The sequence below is a fragment of the Mesorhizobium sp. LNHC229A00 genome, from assembly GCF_000502415.1.
GTDB lineage: Bacteria > Pseudomonadota > Alphaproteobacteria > Rhizobiales > Rhizobiaceae > Mesorhizobium.
On record NZ_AYWQ01000002.1, the window covers coordinates 307,245 to 322,744 of the forward strand.

Sequence of the window (15,500 nt, forward strand, 5' to 3'; positions counted from 1 at the left end):
CACGGCCGGATGGACTAGGTATTCCTCAAGGCGGCCGGCACTAGGCCAGGCCGGCCTCTCTCAGACGCTGCGACCAGTGATTCCATCCTCGATCGATCTGGGCGCCGACGAGTTTTCCTGCCGTCTTTATCTCGCCCCGCGATAGATATTTGACATTGCCGATCCGCAGGCCGGCCGTGAGCGCTGCCGCTTCCTGCTCGAGATAGAACGCCCGGAAGACGACCTCACGCACGGAGTTGCCGACATTGACCACGCCATGCCGAGCCATGAGCACCACTGTCTGGTTGCCGAGACTTTCGGCGATATCCGCGCAAATCCCAGGGCTGCCGCCGAAGAGATCCGTCTCGTCGCCATTCTTGTCGCGAATCTCGTAGACCGGGACTTTCTCGCCGATGAAAGCTCCCATGTGGGTGACCGGCCGAAGCGGCGTATCGACGAAGCAGTACGGCAGGACAGCCGGAGAATGGGTGTGGAGCACACACTGAACGTCGGGCCGCGCCTTGTAGATCTCGCTGTGAATGTAGCGCTCAAGATAGGACGGGCGATTGTCCGACGTCTCGCCGTCGAGATTGAAACGCTGGATGTCGTCGACGGTTATCAGGCTCGGAGCAAGCTTCTGCGCCAGGAAGAAGCTTTGGGGATCCTGGGGGTCACGGGCACTGATATGCCCGAACGTATCCATGATGCCTTCGTTCAGAAGGATCTTCGTCGCCGTGACCAGCTCTTCGAAGACCGTCTGGTGCGCTGGGCTGTTGTCTTTCATTTCCAAATTCTCCCATTGCGCGGCGCTGGCGACTATTTTTGTTGTTGTTATCGGTCGCCGATGCCGCGGACTTCACTTGTTTTCGTAGAGGCCGACGATCCGATTTTGCTCGATGATGTTTCCGGCATATTTCTGCAGGAACTCCTCCCTGGTAGGCGTCCCTTCGACCTTGGTGTCCAGGGCATAGACCCAGAAGTAATAGTGATGTTGTCCATGGCCTACAGGCGGCTGGGGCCCGTAATACTGCTTGCCGCCGGCGCCGTTTGGCCCGACGCGAAATTTCTCCTGCGCGTCCGAAAGATCGGTCGTCGACGGATCGATGCCGTAGACGACCCAATGCGTGAAGCCGTTGGGCAAGGGAGCGTCGGGATCATGGCAGATGACCGCGAGTTCCTTCGTGCCTGCGGGCACGCCGCTGACCGTAAGCCTGGGCAACACATTACCTTTGTCGCCGGCATGCTCGTCGCGCAACTTCCCGAGCGGCTTGAAATCCGCCGACGTAATCTTGAGGTCCTTGATGTTCAGGGGCATGGAATTCGTCCTTCGCCAATTTCGATCGAACTAGACACCGGCCTTGAGGTCGGCGACGGATTTGCCCCCAACGCGCTGATGAACGCGCGGACCCGATGCGACGGCCACGCAGATCAAAAGCTCATCGGGGCGCGGGCCATCCGGCACGGAAAATGTGACGGCATCATAGTGGGAACGGATGTAGAGCTCGTCCTTATGGGCAAGCGGGATATCGATGGATGTGCCGGCTGCGGCGACCTTGCTGACCGACGAGATCCAGGCCTTGCCGCCGCCCACTTGCTGGCGAAGCGGATCTCCGAACACCGTGGTGATGCAGGCCACGACATGTTCCTGCTCGCCGGATGTGCCAGCAATACCGCCCTTGCCATAGCTTTCGACCGGCCTGTTGCCGAGCAGCGCCACGGCCCGCTCGCCGAGCGCATGACCGATGGCTGAACTGGGATTGGTAAGGTCGGACAGTTCGGCGACGAACTTTCCGGCGAACGGATTGCGGATGACCACGCCAGTCGCGACTTTGACGAGAGTCTCGCCAGGCTCGCCGCCATCATGCCGGCTTTCCTGGACCGAGGCGTACCAACCCCTGACATCGTAATCCCGTTCGACTTCACTGGAATAGTTCATCTTGGTNTTTCCTGGACCGAGGCGTACCAACCCCTGACATCGTAATCCCGTTCGACTTCACTGGAATAGTTCATCTTGGTCTCCTGAAGGGAGCGCAGCTTGCGCGCGCGCCGATTAATTCGTTGAGCGGCTCGTCCGATGCTACTGCGGCCATGAGAAGACGCCGCGCAGCGGGTCGTAGCGGGCTGCTTCCAATGCCGCCGGCGTGAACATGTTTCCCTTCGAGAGCGAGCGGTTCGCCGCATAGTCGCCGGACAGGGCCTGGCAGCGATCGGTGATCGGGCGAATGCGCTTTTCCCACGCGACGAGCGCGTCCTCGACCGAAGAGCCAGTCTCCAAATCTTGCGACAGGCTGAAGGCATTGACCATCGCGCAACCGGCGCCCTGGGCAAGAGCCGGACACATCGCATGGGCGGCATCTCCCACCAGGGCGACCTTGCCTCTTGTCCAGCTGTCAAGCTTGGTCGTTTCGTACTTGTCGTACCTGGCGGTTTTCAGCTTCGCCGCCTCGACCAGGCACGGCTCCAGGAAAGGGAACATCTCGACCCAGACCTCAAGGTCGATCGGCACCTGCGATCCCCGCGGATCGGCGGCTGGCGCCATGAGGCCGAGATAAAGTTCATTCTCGTTGCAGGGCGAGTAGAGTATCCGCTGAACGCGCGGCCAGAAGTTCCACATGTCTATTGTGTTGTCCCACTCGCCGTGACCGAGTTCCTTCTTCTTGCGAGGCACGATCAGCCGGATGAGGCCGTCCTTGGAAACCCATCGGTCCTGCTTGAAACCTATGGAGTCCCTGACCTTGGAGCCAACGCCGTCGGCACCGACGATCAGGTCGGCTTCGAGGACCTCTCCGCTCTGAAGCGTCATGCGGCCTTCCGGATCGGCGGCGACCGCTTCCGAGTTGACCGATATGTCGACGCCCAGCGCGCGGGCGCGGTTGACCAGGGCATCATGCAGGTGGCTCCGGGTCATGATGCGCCAAGGGAGACCGTTGAACGTCTCCTTGGAAACCGACTTGTTATGCATCCAGGTCTCGTAGGTCGGGGGCGTGTGCGAACCTTGGAGAACATCATCCAGGGCGCCCAGTCCTTCGAGCACGCGAAGACCATTGTGCCAGAGATAGATGCCCGCCCCGAATGCCCGCAGCTCCGAGCTCTTTTCGTGCAGCCTGACATCCCAACCGTTCTGCCTCAGAGCGATGGCGGCCGTCAGGCCGGCAAAGCCGCCGCCAGCGACCTCGGCACGGCGCGCCTTACCCTGGGTTTTATTTACATTGGCCATTTTCTATCCTGATGCTGCGTACAAGAAGACGGCATGCTGCGCCGTCAGGCGTCGATGAAATTCGTGATCGCTTTCAGCGTGATCTCGGGAGATACCTCATTGACGTAATGGTCGGCGCCCGGAACGACGACCACGGGCAGATCGGGCCGCAGCCGGCTTGTTTTCGCCAGCGCCGCCGCCGAAACCAATTTGCTCGCCTCGCCTCGAACGATGAGGACGGGCTTCGCCACATCCCGATAGGCGGGCACTAGGTCTGATCGCAGGCCCTTGGCCGTCTGGGCCATGGCCGCGGGTGACGCCAATGGCCGCAGCCCGCCGTCGACCCGATGATAGCCGCTCTCGGCTCGGATCCTGATGGCGTCGCCGGGAATGTTCGGATAACGGCCGGCAAGATATGCTTCTACGGCCTCGGTATCCTCGAAAAGCTGGCTTCCCGCGTTGACCCGGGCTTCCAATGCATCCAACGCTTCGGTCTCGATGTAGGGCGTGAAGTCGATTGCGATGACCGACCGCACCAGATCTGGATGTCGCACGGCGGCCGTGACGGAGTTTCTCGCGCCAAGCGAATGTCCGACGAGGATTGCAGGACCCCGGTCGAGGGTACGGATCAAGCCGGCAATGTCGTCGGCGTAGTCATTCGCCTCGTAACCGCCTTCCGGCTTGTCGCTGAGGCCGTGCCCCCTCTGGTCGACGGCCACGGTCGTGAAGCGATCCAAAAGCCGAGCCATCAACGGCGTGAAGACCGCGGAATTGGAGGTAATACCATGGAACAACAGCATCAACGGGCCGCTGCCCGCCTCGCGCACATTCAGGGCAATACGGCCGGTGTCGATGCGTCGCGAACCAAATTCGTCGCAAGCTATCTCCGCCGCAATGTTCATGATCCTCACCGTCACTGCCCGTCTCGGTCAAAAGGATCATACAGCCAGAAGGACGTCAAGCCGATTGTCTGACATTCTTGCAATCTTCAGATTTGACAATCTGGCTATTTCCCACGGCGTGACGTATGCTGCTTGGGAGATTGCGACTCAAACCGATGAGACGTTAGAGATGCCTCCAGATTTGAATTTGCGAATTTCCCCACGAACAGTTCAACGAGAGACCGTCGACAAGTTACGGCTCGCCATCTTCTCCGGATTGTTCCAGCCGGGAAGCCGCCTCATCGAAAGTCAGCTGTGCACGCAACTCGGAATCAGTCGCCCTTCGTTGCGTGAGGCCTTGCGCAGTCTCGAGGCCGAGCGCCTGATCGAAATCGTCCCCAACCGCGGGCCGTCGATACCGTCGCTTACGTGGGAGGTGGCAACCGCCATCTACGAGGTTCGAGAGCTGCTGGAAGTCGAGGCCGCGGGACGATGCGCGTCGAGAATTTCCCCGGAGCAGTTGCGCGAACTCGAGAAATCTCTTTCCGCATTCGAAGCGGCCGCGTCCAGCAATGACAGCCTGGCGCAGGTCATGACCGCCGCGGACTTCTATTCGATCATACTGGCCAATTGCGGCAACCCGATCCTGGAGGAGGTCCATCGGGGCCTGGTGGCCAGGATCAGCTTCTTTCGCGGACGATCGATGTCATTGGATGGCAGGGCACAGAGCAGCCTGGCGGAGATGAAGGAGATATACGAATCCATCGCTGCCGGCGACGAGAAGGCCGCCCGCAAAGCCTCCAAAAATCACCTGTTGAAGGCCAAAGCGGCAGCGAAGATGTCCATGGACAGCGCGACTTGAGTTTTGCGAAAGACAGTTGCTCCGCCTGAGACCCGAAGCCTTTGACGAGGTCGCGGAACGACTGTCCGCGAACAGCTCGATACGGGGGCCCACCTCGTGTCAGGCGCCACCCTTGCCGACCATCCAAATACGCAAGCGTCAGTTGGAGTGATGATGACCTGGGCGAGTTTTGAGCGCGAACGGGATGCCGATATCGTCATCGTCGGCGGCGGGTCGGCGGGCGCATTGCTTGCAGCGCGACTGAGCGAAAAGCCGGACAGCCGCGTTCTGCTGATCGAGGCAGGCGAAGAAGCGGCGGATCCCGATATCTGGAACCCCGCCGCATGGCCGGCACTTCAGGGTCGCGGCTACGATTGGGACTATCGCACGGAGCCGCAGGCTGGGACCGCGGGCCGGGTGCATCGCTGGGCGCGCGGGCGGGTGATCGGCGGTTCGAGTTGCCTGCACGCGATGGGCTACATGCGCGGTCATCCCCGGGACTTCCAGGCATGGGTCGACGCGACTGGCGATAACAGATGGAGCTGGGATGAATTGCTGCCTGTGTTTCGGGCTATCGAGGATCACCCGCTCGGCGGTAACGGCCTTTACGGCAAGGGCGGACCAATGCCCGTCCATTTGCCGACCGACGAGGTGAGTCCGGTCGCGCGCGCGTTCGTCGAAGCCGGCGCTTCGCTCGGCCTGCCGCGTCTTGAAGGTCACAACAGCGGAGAGATGATCGGCGTCACCCCGAACTCCCTGAACATTCGGGATGGGCGGCGGGTTACGGTGGCGGACGCCTGGCTCACGCCGGCTGTTAGAGGCCGCAAGAACCTCACCATCCTCACGGCAACGCGAGTGCGGCGGCTTAAGCTGGCGAGCAATCGGGTCCGCGGTCTCGAAGTCGTGGGGCGACAGGGTCCCGTCGAAATCCTCGCGGATCAAATTGTGCTTTGCGCCGGCGCGCTGGAAAGTCCCGCTTTGCTGATGCGCTCGGGCATCGGTCCGCACGACATGCTCGATGCCGCCGGCGTTGGCTGCCTGATCGATATGCCGCAAGTCGGTCGAAACCTTCAGGATCACCTGCTTGGCGCCGGCAACCTTTATGCGGCCCGCAGGCCCGTTCCTCCATCGCGGCTCCAGCACTCGGAATCGATGGCCTATATGCGCGCCGACGGGTTCACCGGTACCGGTCAGCCCGAAATTGTCGTTGGTTGCGGCGTCGCGCCGATCGTCTCCGAAAGCTTTCAGGCGCCTGCCGCCGGTACGGCATATACGCTGCTGTTCGGGATCACCCATCCAGCGAGCCGCGGCAGCGTGCGCATAAGCGGACCGGAGCTCGATGATCGGTTGATCATCAACCCCGCATATTTGCAAAGCGGCCGGGACCGCGTCTTGTTTCGCCAGGCGCTCGAGGCAGCCCGGACGATCGGACATCGGGATGAACTCGCCGGCTGGCGCGAGCGCGAACTCCTGCCAGGCAGCCTGAACAGTGCGGCTGACATGGACGACTTCATCGCGCAGTCGGGCATCACGCACCATCATCCCTGTGGCACTTGCAGGACGGGCAAGGACCCGGACGCCGTCGTCGATGCGGATCTGCGGCTCAAGGCGCTCGACAATCTTTTTGTCGTCGACGCTTCGATCATGCCCAGTCTCACCGCCGGACCTATACACGCCGCGGTTCTCGCGATCGCCGAGACCTTCGCGCGATCCCGCGCCTGAGAAATATCATATGGCCGGCAAAGCAAGAACCACCTGGCGACACGGCACAACGGCATTTCAGAGATTGCTAACGGAACCGAATGGCGATCGTTGAATTTTGCTTCATGCGGATTACGGAAGGGACCCCGTTTCTGGAGCACCTGCATGAGCAACATAAGCGCCGAAGTCTCTGGGAAACAGAGCAACCTTCGGGCAAAGGGGCCGTTCCAGCGATTGTTGCGCACAATCGGGCCCGGTTTCATCACTGGCGCTTCGGACGACGATCCTTCGGGCATCGGCACCTACAGTCAGGCGGGCGCCCAGCTGGGCTTCAATGTCGGCTGGACCATGGTCTTCACATTTCCGCTCATGGTCGCGATCCAGGAGATAGCAGCGCGAATAGGCCGGACGACAGGTCGAGGTATTTCCGGCAACCTCGCCCGGCACTACCCGTCTCCGCTGATGTATTTTGTAGCCTTGCTTTTGTTCGCCGCCAACGTGATCAACATCGGGGCGGACCTGAGCGCGATGGCTGACGCACTGCGATTGCTGGTGGGCGGCCCAAGCTCGCTCTATGTCGTTGCGTTTGGCGTGGCATGCGTTTTGGCCATCGTCTTTCTCGACTACAGCCGCTACGTGACGGTCCTGAAATGGACAACGCTGAGCCTCTTTGCCTACGTGGTGGCCGCGTTTCTGGCTGATATTCCATGGGCCGAGGCGTTCAAGGGAATCTTTGTTCCTCACGTGGAATGGAGCCGGGCGTTCTTCACGACGCTTCTGGCCATACTCGGCACCACGATTTCTCCCTACCTGTTCTTCTGGCAAGCATCGCAAGAGGTCGAAGAGGAGAAGATCGACCCAAAGGCCAAGCCGCTGAAATGGGCGCCGTGGCAGGCGCCGCGCGCGTTCCAGCGCATTCGCGCCGACACCCTGGTGGGCATGGCCTTTTCGAACCTGATCGCCCTTGCGATCATCGTCACGACGGCCGCCACCCTGCATAAGGCGGGGGTGACCGATATCGCTTCCTCCACCGACGCAGCCAAGGCCCTGGAGCCGGTCGCGGGCAAATTCGCCTTTGTGATTTTTGCGATGGGGATTATCGGCACTGGCCTTCTTGCCGTGCCGGTTCTCGCCGGCTCGGCCGCCTTCGCCGTCGGCGAGGCGCGCCGCTGGCCAGTGGGACTGGAGCGCAAGCCGAAGCAAGCGATGGCATTCTATGCCACCTTGGCCGCCGCGGTAGCGCTGGGAATGGGGATCATGCTGACGCCGATCGATCCCATCAAGGCGCTATACTGGAGCGCCGTCATCAACGGCATATGCGCGGTCCCCGTAATGGTCGTCATGATGCTGATGACCGGGCGTTCCGACATCATGGGCGAATTCCCCGTTGAGGGCTGGCTGCGCTTGCTCGGCTGGCTCGCGACAACAGCAATGGGACTGTCCGTTATCGGCCTCGCGCTGCAATGGATCTTTTGAAATGACGCGATCGGATCAGGCTCCGGTATGATGCTGAGCGCCTGCGGGGAACCAGGACCTTGGGTATCGGCCGGCAGTCGCGTACCGGCACCATCGTCGGTGACGGGCCGCTGAGCATCTTCTCGTCAACGTGCGCTCAGCGCGACCATGCGATCGAGGGCGGCGCCAAGGCCTTTCAGCGACACCGGAAAACTCAGCTTGGTGTCGGCCGCGGTGGTGACGTCGAGTTTCAGCTCGCTGCCCGCCTTGAGCTTCTGCATCAGCGCCCGGTCGATCGGAAACAGCGCCACGCAGCCGTTCGGCAGGCAGGTCCTGAACTTCAACGGCCCGACGGGCGGCTGGTCGTCGATCTGAGGCATCACGCCGGGCTCGAACAGGATGCCGAAGGGCAGCAGCAGGGTTCCGATCAGCCCGCCCTTCTGCCCCACGCGCAGTTCCACGGCCAGAAGCCTCTGGCCGTTTTTCTGCGTCTGGTCCTGCGTGACCGTGCAGACCCGGGCATTGTCCTGCATGCCGCAGGCCAGCTGCCAGTCCTGATAGGTTTCCTGGAGCGACGATGCGCCATTTGGAAGCGACGCCTGCTGCTGTTGCGCAAAAACGGCCGGCACCGGAGCTGAGAAGGCAGACGCGCAGATCACGGCTGCCTTCAGGAAAAGCTGTCTACGAACCAATGAATGCTGCCTTCTCTTGGGTGCCGGGCAAGTGCCCCGAAGTTGCGGCTTCCAGGGCCGTGTTTACCGTCACGTACAGACCCATTCGCGGATCTTGCATTGGGTCCCCCCTGCCTCGCAGGCTTGCAGGGCGAGATCCTCCGCTTCCCGGCGGGTTTCGGCTGAGTTGACGCCCCAGGGGGTGAACCGATTCTCCACCTTTTCGGCCACGGCGAGCGCGCCGCAATGCTTGTAGGGGAATCCGGTCCTGTCATCGTCCTTCCAGTGGCGGTGATTGCGGAACACCGTAACGACGTTGCAGGCCTTTCCACCAGCATTCTCGCAATATTTCTGCGCTATGTCCTTCGCTTCCTGCCGTTTGTCGGCGCCCCAGAAGAAGCCGTATTTGGTATCGGTTTGGGAGTAGGCGATTGCCGCCCAGATGCCTTTCTCCTCCTGCGGTGGCTCGGACGGCTCCGCCAGATCGGCCGAGACGACCTGTCCGCTCCACAGCAAGGCCATGCACAAGACTGTCAACCGTCGCGATTTCATGGTCCGCAATCCTTTCCAGGGCGCCTCGCCCATTCGCCTGACATTCTCACTTGGCCGCCGATGCGATGGAAATCACCACGCATGTGTTGCCCGTCGGCAGCAGAAGGGCTTCGCCCGTGTTGCCACCAAGCTCGTACACTTCGACCTGTCCGAGATGATCCGTGATCTTGCTGCCCTGCGGAAGAACCGACGGAATGTCCGCGCACGGGCTGGCGAATGGCGCCACCCGCACCATCGCCCCCTCGCAGCCCGAAGCGGTTGGCGAAGCGAAGACCACGCCGGCGGCCGGCCCGCTGTAACGGTCCGTGGCATAGTCCATGCCGACAAAAGCCTGGACAGCGTGCTTGTCGGCGGCCTGGTCGTTCCACAGGGATTTGACGCTATACTTCGTGCCGGTCGTCAAAAGCTGCCCGAGCACCGGAAAGACGGTCGAGCAGGCCTGCACGCCAGCCTGCTTCACGTGCTGGAGGAAGGGCGAGTCCGGCAGCGCGGGAGCGGCGGCAACCTCGGCCTGTGCGGCCGTCGGACTGCCGACCAGACCGGCGATCGCGGCATAGTTCGCGCCGGCAAAACCGATGCCGATCATGATCAGCCCCAACAGCGACAATCCGACGATGCGCGGCCAACGCCGCGGCGGCTCGACGGTCCTCTTGCGGTCCGGTTCGACGGTCGGGTTGCTGCGCGTAGCGGAGATGAACGGGTCTTGCTGGCTCACGGTGCTGCCTCGGTTATTTGACTGGCGCAAGGGCCTCGGACAGCCCCTTGAGCGTTGCGGTTACGGTAATGGTCTGGCCATCGACGGTCGGATAGGAAATCGCCGGCGTCGCCTTCTGCGCTATCTCCTGGCGCATCAGGGGTCCCACCGGCAGCATGCCGACACAGACCATTTCGTTGCAGCCGTTCAAATGCACGTCGATGGATTCGGCGCGCCCCTCGAACTTCAGCGATACCAGCCCATCGCTCCTGGCGTTTGGGGCGGTGCGCAGGATCATGTAGGGTTTGCCGTCCTGAGTGGCGGCGAGCGACCAGCTGAACGCCATCTTGCCCGCCCCGTCCTCGATCACCTGCGAGACGTTGCAGACCTTCTTGCGCGCCTTGAGGTTCTCGTCGCAGATCAGCGTCCAGTTCTCGAAGGGACGGATGGTGCGCTGGTATTGTCCGAGCTTCACGCCCGGCGGCACCACCACGTCGGACGGCTTGACCCTATAGGGCGAAGCCGCCTGCGCGGCAGCCGGCGCCAGCCCGCCGGCAAGCGCCAAGCAGGTCAGGAATGCCATGGCTAGTCCGGGAAAACCAAACGGGTTTCCCGGATTCGCGCCTGGCCTGTCATGGCCGGTTCGCCTGTTCATTCCCGCCCCGGGTCCCGCATCAGTTCAAGGTAAAGCTCAGCCCGGCGCCGACACCGACATTTCCACCCGCCGCCGTGCCGGACACATTGCCACGGATGCGGCCGTCCTCGCTGGTGTAGCCGGCGCCGAAGGCAAAGGCGCTCGAGTCCCGCCAGAAGCCACCGCCGGCCGCCACGCTCAGCTTGCCCGGGCGGTCGTCATAGCGCAGCGAGGCCGCCGCCAGTCCGATTGCCGCCGCCTGCCGTGCTTCGTCCCTGATGCCGCTTATGTCGGAATTGAGCTGGCTGAATTTCTGGTCGGTATAAGTGTTGGCCTGTTGCAACGTCGTGACAGCCACCTGGTCGGTATAGGTCTTGCTCTGAGCCAGGTTCAGGTTCAGCTGGTTGACATTAACCGCGTCGGTGCCGGCAACACCGGGGCCGACATTAGAGATGACGACAGGCGCATTCGGATCGCCGCCCTGCAGCGTGATCTTGTTGGTCTTGGTCGTCGATCCGTCCGGATTGGTGACGGTGTCGTATTGCACGGTGTTTTGGACGGTGCCGCCGATGCCGCCGATCGTTTTGGTCAGGTCTTCGATCGCCGTGTTGGTGGCGTAGAGCTGCGAACCGTTGATGGCGTCGGTACTGCCGGAGGAAATGCTTCCGGCGGCGACATTGGTGATCGTCCTCTCCGCGCCGGCATCGCCGACGCTGACGGTGCCGACCGGGGCCGTGCCGGCAAAGGCGTAGGTCTTGCCGTTGATTGTGGTGCTGGGGGTGCCGACGGCGGTCTGCGAAACCGAGCCAGAGCCGAGCGCCACATCGTTGGTGTTGTTGGCCTTGGCGCCCTGGCCTAGCGCGACCGCGCCCTGCCCGGTAGCCGTCGAGCCATGCCCAGCGGCCAGGCTGTCGGTGCCGCTCGCCACGCTCTCCGGCCCGATCGCCACCGCGTCGGTGCCGCCGGCGATGCTGTCGGCCAGCGTCGAATTGGCGTGGAAGTATTTGATGCCGCCGCCATTGTTGATGGTGGTCAGCGCATTGTCGACGGCGGTGAAGCCGTCATAGACGGTCGAGTAGTTGTTGCCCTGGATATTGTAGGTCGGGCCGGTGATCGAGCCGTCGGGATTGACCGTGGTGCCGCCGCCGAACAGATTGGTCACGTTCTGCGACACGCCGCGCAGCTGCGAGACGTTGACGCCGTCGGTATCGGCCGAGCCGGCCGCGACATTGGTGAGCTTGCGTTCGGCCCCGGCGGCGCCGAACGACACCTCGCCGGCCGAGGTCTGCGCGGCGGTCAGGGCAAAGGCCGTATAGCCGGCCTGCGCGCCAACCGTCGTGATGGACGAGGCGCCCAGCGCCACGCTGTTGGCGAAGGTGCTTTGCGCGCCAGCGCCGAGTGCCACCGATTGGACGCCCGCCGCGAGAGAATCGGTGCCGAGCGCGATACCGTCGGCCAGCATGACATGGGCGTTCTGGCCGATGGCCGTTCCGCCGGGCGCCGTCTGATCGACGATAGCGCCATTGCCGATCCCAACGCCATTGTCGCCGTTGACGACGGTGGTCGGGCCGACCGCGACCGACTCCGCGCCCACCGCAAGCGAATCGCCCGCCGTCGAATTTGCATGGAAGTATTTGGTCGAGGTGGCCGACACGGCAGCGATGGCGCCGGCGAGCTGGCGCACCGTCACCGCATCCTGATCCTGCGTGCCGTCGGCGACATTGGTGATCTGGCGGTACGAAGTGCTGGTGCCGACCGACACGGCGCCGAGCAGCGTCTTGTCGGTGGTGTTGTACTGGATGAAGTTCGATGGGCCGGCCGCGATCTGCCCGGAAGCGGGAGCGATCGCGCGATCCGAGACCGAACCGGAACCGAGCGCCACGCTGTCGTCGATGCTGGCCAGGGTGCCGCGGCCAAGCGACAGCGCGCTGTCCCCGGTTGCGGTCGCCGCGTAGCCGACGGCGGTGGAGCCGACGCCTTGTGCGAAGGAGTCCGTCTGCGCCAGCCCGGCCTCGTTGGTGCGGGCGTAGCGGATGCCGATGCCATTGGCATCGGTGTAGGCGGTCGAAGTGTCGCCGGCGATGTTGTCGATGATGTTGCCGAGATTGGTCACGCCACTGCCGATATTGGCGATGTCGGTGGTGTTCTGCGTCACCTGCTGGTTGGTGGCGAAGAGCTGCGAGCCGTTGACGGCATCGGTCGAACCGCCGTTCAACTGCCCAGCCGCGACATTCTGGATCTGGCGTTCGGCGCCGGTCGAGCCGACCGAGAAGGCGCCGGCCGGCGAGCCGCCGGCGAAGGCATAGTTGACGCCGCCGATGGTCGCGCCGCCGGTCGCGGTGGTAGCGCCAGACGTCGAATTCAGGCCGATCGCCACATCGCCGGCATTGTTGGCCACCGCATTGGGGCCAACCGCGACGGAATCGGTGCCCAGCGCCTGGGAGTCCGCCAGGGTCGAGTTGGCATGGAAATATTTGATGCCGCCGCCGACATTGATGTTGGTGATGGCGGCACCGATGGCGTCGACGGCCTGGTTGGTTGCGGCGAGCTGCGAGCCGTTGATCGCATCGGTCGAGAGCGCGCTGATCCGCCCCGCGGCGACGTTGGTGAGCGTGCGTTCGGCGCCGGGTGCGCCGACGCTGACCGTCGAAGTTGGGGTGGTGCCCTGGAAGACGTAGGTCGTGCCGTTGATGACCGCATTAGGCGTGCCGACCGCCACCGCGGTCACCGAGCCGGAGCCAAGCGCCACGTCGCCGGAGCTTGCCGCCGCCGTCGCGCCATTGCCTAGCGCGACATTGCCGGCGAGACCGGCGGCGCCCGCCGTCGAGCCGTTGCCAAGCGCCACCGAACCTTGCCCAATGGCCTTGTTGTTGTTGCCGACGGCAACCGCGCCAGCGGCCATGTTGGCGGCGGTGGCGCTCGCCGTGCCGTCGCTGTTGGCGATGTTGTTCGCGCCGCCGGTGAAGGCGCCCGTGCCGCTGGCGTAGCTGGGATCACCGATGGCGACCGCACCGTCACCATAGGCTTCGTTGCCGGCACCGATGGCGACCGCCTTGCCGCCGTCGGCCACCGCGCCCGTGCCGATGGCGACGGAATCGGCGGTGATCGCGCTGGCGGCGGTGCCCATGGCGACCGCGTTTACGTCTTGTGCCACCGCGCCCGCTCCAACTGCCGTCGAGGCTGCCCCTGAAGAGACGGAAGTCGTGCCGATGGCGATGGAATCGTCGCCTGCGGCCGTGACCGAACGGCCGCCCGCGAAGGCACGGGCACCGGTGGCCTTGGCTGCGGAACCCGTGGCGACCGAATAATCGCCGCTGGAGTTGGCACCGGCGCCGGTAGCAACCGAACTGACGCCGCTGGAATTTGCGTTGTTGCCAACGGCGACGCCCGAGGTCGCGGTGCTGGCAACGATTGCGCCCGAGCCTACCGCAACACCACCACCGGCAGCGAGCGCCTGTGCCTGGTTGCCCAAGGCGACGCCGAAGGCTCCCGACGCAACGGTGCTGGAGCCGACGGCGACAGAGTTAATCGCCGATGCAGCGGCTGACTTGCCGAGGGCAGTGGCACTGTCCGCACTGGCGACGGAGGACCAACCTCCTGCAAAGCCATAGGTACCGGTGGCTTGGGCCGCTGTTCCGATCGCAACTGCGTTGTCGGCTCCCCCGTTCGCGTTGATGCCCAGAGAGACCGCTTGAAGCCCGCTGGAGACCGACCCACCGCCAATTGCTGTGCTGTTCACACCTTTGGCAGTGGAGGCCTCACCCAAAGCCAGACCGTTTACCTGGTTCGCGACCGCGCCCTGGCCCAAGGCGATTGCATTAACGGCGCTGGCTTTGGCGAGGTACCCCATGGATACGGCCCCCGTCGCCGAGGCGGCCGCTCCGTTGCCAATCGCTGTGGACTGATTGGCCGACGCCGTGGCAGATGTGCCGAAGGCGCTGGCTCCGGTCGCCGTTGCAGACGCGCTCGAACCTACGGCGGCGGACCATGCCCCCGTCGAGGCCGCGGCTGTGCCGAGCGCAACGGCCTCGAACGTGAAGCCGACAGGAGCGGTGCCGCTCGCATTTGCATTCGTGCCAATGGCAACGGGAGAACCGCCGCCAGTTCCGGCGTTTGCCTTGGCGCCGACCCCCATGGCTATGGCCGCACCATTTGAAGATGAAGCGTTGGACGACAACCCAATCGCCACCGAGGCCCCACCCGAAGCGCTGGCCGTTGAACCGAGAGCGACGGCGTTCGCGCCGTTTGCGGTGCTGTTGACACCAAAGGCTGACGCTCCGTCCACCAGCGCGCGGGCGTTCCCGCCCACCGCGAGCGCGTTGACACCGGTCGCGTTCGCGAAGACACCGATGCCTATGGCGTTGAGGCCATTGACACCCATCGAATAGCCGATCGCGATCGAAGCATCGCCGGTAGCGGTGATAGCGGTGCCCAACGCCACGCCGTTGTTGCCATTCACGTGGGCGTTAGAACCTATGGCGGTTGAGGCGGCGCCGGGAGCGGTGCTAGCGCAACCGATAGCAATGCTTTGCCCCCCTGCGGAGGGAGTCGTGCAGTTCGCGACGTTGGTCACAACACCGTTGCCAATGGCGACCTGCGCGAAAGCTGATTGCGGGATCATGATCCCCACCACGGCAAGCTGCACCCCGAGCATCCCGCCGACGCCCAGCGTTCCCAGCCCCAGGCGCTTGCGCCGCATGCCGAGCACGCAATGGGCCATCCGCAGCACCGCCATCAGGCGGCGGCGAGCCGAGCGAGAGCGGGGATCGGCGTTCGCGATCCACTGACTGGCGAAGTGCGCCGCGCGATGCCGAACAGGAAGCGAGCCGCTCGAAATGCGATTGTCGGTCATGGGTCCCTCCGCTGGCCGGCACGAAAATCAATTCCAATGCCATC

General features: G+C 63.6%; 13 protein-coding genes. 3 read left to right on the top strand and 10 right to left on the bottom strand.

Annotated features, from left to right (window positions below):
- Nucleotides 1-40 precede the first annotated feature (40 nt).
- From X742_RS164915 to X742_RS164895, 5 genes are all read right to left on the bottom strand, one after another.
- Nucleotides 41-763, bottom strand: coding sequence for a class II aldolase/adducin family protein (locus X742_RS164915; RefSeq protein WP_023770388.1), 723 nt, complete (start codon nt 761-763; stop codon nt 41-43).
- Nucleotides 764-835: 72 nt separating this feature from the next.
- Nucleotides 836-1,294, bottom strand: a complete 459-nt coding sequence (locus tag X742_RS164910; RefSeq protein WP_023770389.1) for a YbhB/YbcL family Raf kinase inhibitor-like protein — start codon at nt 1,292-1,294, stop codon at nt 836-838.
- Between the two features lie 30 nt (nt 1,295-1,324).
- Nucleotides 1,325-1,915, bottom strand: coding sequence for an amino acid synthesis family protein (locus tag X742_RS164905; protein ID WP_023770390.1), 591 nt, complete (start codon nt 1,913-1,915; stop codon nt 1,325-1,327).
- Between the two features lie 141 nt (nt 1,916-2,056).
- Nucleotides 2,057-3,196, bottom strand: coding sequence for an NAD(P)/FAD-dependent oxidoreductase (locus X742_RS164900; protein WP_023770391.1), 1,140 nt, complete (start codon nt 3,194-3,196; stop codon nt 2,057-2,059).
- A 44-nt stretch (nt 3,197-3,240) separates the two neighbouring features.
- Nucleotides 3,241-4,077, bottom strand: coding sequence for an alpha/beta hydrolase (locus tag X742_RS164895; protein WP_023770392.1), 837 nt, complete (start codon nt 4,075-4,077; stop codon nt 3,241-3,243).
- Here X742_RS164895 and X742_RS164890 point away from each other — a divergent pair.
- From X742_RS164890 to X742_RS164880, 3 genes are all read left to right on the top strand, one after another.
- On the top strand, nt 4,076-4,918 hold the full coding sequence (locus X742_RS164890; RefSeq protein WP_245273804.1) for a GntR family transcriptional regulator: 843 nt from the start codon (nt 4,076-4,078) through the stop codon (nt 4,916-4,918). The genes X742_RS164895 and X742_RS164890 overlap by 2 nt on opposite strands.
- 153 nt (nt 4,919-5,071) lie before the next feature.
- Nucleotides 5,072-6,619 carry a GMC family oxidoreductase gene (locus tag X742_RS164885; RefSeq protein WP_031247663.1) on the top strand — a complete coding sequence of 516 codons (1,548 nt, stop codon included), beginning with the start codon at nt 5,072-5,074 and terminating at the stop codon, nt 6,617-6,619.
- Between the two features lie 144 nt (nt 6,620-6,763).
- On the top strand, nt 6,764-8,074 hold the full coding sequence (locus tag X742_RS164880; RefSeq protein WP_023770395.1) for an Nramp family divalent metal transporter: 1,311 nt from the start codon (nt 6,764-6,766) through the stop codon (nt 8,072-8,074).
- A gap of 125 nt (nt 8,075-8,199) precedes the next feature.
- On the opposite strand, the gene X742_RS164875 is transcribed toward X742_RS164880, so the two are convergent.
- The 5 genes from X742_RS164875 to X742_RS164855 all read right to left on the bottom strand — a co-directional run bounded on the left by X742_RS164875 (nt 8,200) and on the right by X742_RS164855 (nt 15,456).
- Nucleotides 8,200-8,745 carry an invasion associated locus B family protein gene (locus X742_RS164875; protein WP_023770396.1) on the bottom strand — a complete coding sequence of 182 codons (546 nt, stop codon included), beginning with the start codon at nt 8,743-8,745 and terminating at the stop codon, nt 8,200-8,202.
- 69 nt (nt 8,746-8,814) lie between these two features.
- The gene (locus tag X742_RS164870; protein WP_023770397.1) at nt 8,815-9,276 is read right to left on the bottom strand and encodes a DUF4189 domain-containing protein; all 462 of its coding nucleotides are present in this window, start codon (nt 9,274-9,276) and stop codon (nt 8,815-8,817) included.
- A 46-nt stretch (nt 9,277-9,322) separates the two neighbouring features.
- Nucleotides 9,323-9,991 (bottom strand): hypothetical protein, encoded by a 669-nt coding sequence (locus tag X742_RS164865; RefSeq protein WP_023770398.1) that lies wholly within the window; start codon nt 9,989-9,991, stop codon nt 9,323-9,325.
- Between the two features lie 13 nt (nt 9,992-10,004).
- On the bottom strand, nt 10,005-10,553 hold the full coding sequence (locus X742_RS164860) for an invasion associated locus B family protein (protein WP_023770399.1): 549 nt from the start codon (nt 10,551-10,553) through the stop codon (nt 10,005-10,007).
- A gap of 91 nt (nt 10,554-10,644) precedes the next feature.
- Nucleotides 10,645-15,456: a YadA-like family protein gene (locus X742_RS164855; RefSeq protein ID WP_023770400.1), complete on the bottom strand. Its 4,812-nt coding sequence runs from the start codon at nt 15,454-15,456 to the stop codon at nt 10,645-10,647.
- Nucleotides 15,457-15,500: the final 44 nt, after the last annotated feature.

Coding starts and splice junctions, on each gene's coding strand:
- X742_RS164905 (WP_023770390.1), bottom strand. CDS start 1,915: ATGAACTATTCCAGTGAAGTCGAACGGGATTACGATGTCAGGGGTTGG.
- X742_RS164860 (WP_023770399.1), bottom strand. CDS start 10,553: ATGGCATTCCTGACCTGCTTGGCGCTTGCCGGCGGGCTGGCGCCGGCT.
- X742_RS164870 (WP_023770397.1), bottom strand. CDS start 9,276: ATGAAATCGCGACGGTTGACAGTCTTGTGCATGGCCTTGCTGTGGAGC.
- X742_RS164885 (WP_031247663.1), top strand. CDS start 5,072: ATGACCTGGGCGAGTTTTGAGCGCGAACGGGATGCCGATATCGTCATC.
- X742_RS164880 (WP_023770395.1), top strand. CDS start 6,764: ATGAGCAACATAAGCGCCGAAGTCTCTGGGAAACAGAGCAACCTTCGG.
- X742_RS164900 (WP_023770391.1), bottom strand. CDS start 3,196: ATGGCCAATGTAAATAAAACCCAGGGTAAGGCGCGCCGTGCCGAGGTC.
- X742_RS164910 (WP_023770389.1), bottom strand. CDS start 1,294: ATGCCCCTGAACATCAAGGACCTCAAGATTACGTCGGCGGATTTCAAG.
- X742_RS164855 (WP_023770400.1), bottom strand. CDS start 15,456: ATGACCGACAATCGCATTTCGAGCGGCTCGCTTCCTGTTCGGCATCGC.
- X742_RS164915 (WP_023770388.1), bottom strand. CDS start 763: ATGAAAGACAACAGCCCAGCGCACCAGACGGTCTTCGAAGAGCTGGTC.
- X742_RS164895 (WP_023770392.1), bottom strand. CDS start 4,077: ATGAACATTGCGGCGGAGATAGCTTGCGACGAATTTGGTTCGCGACGC.
- X742_RS164890 (WP_245273804.1), top strand. CDS start 4,076: ATGATCCTCACCGTCACTGCCCGTCTCGGTCAAAAGGATCATACAGCC.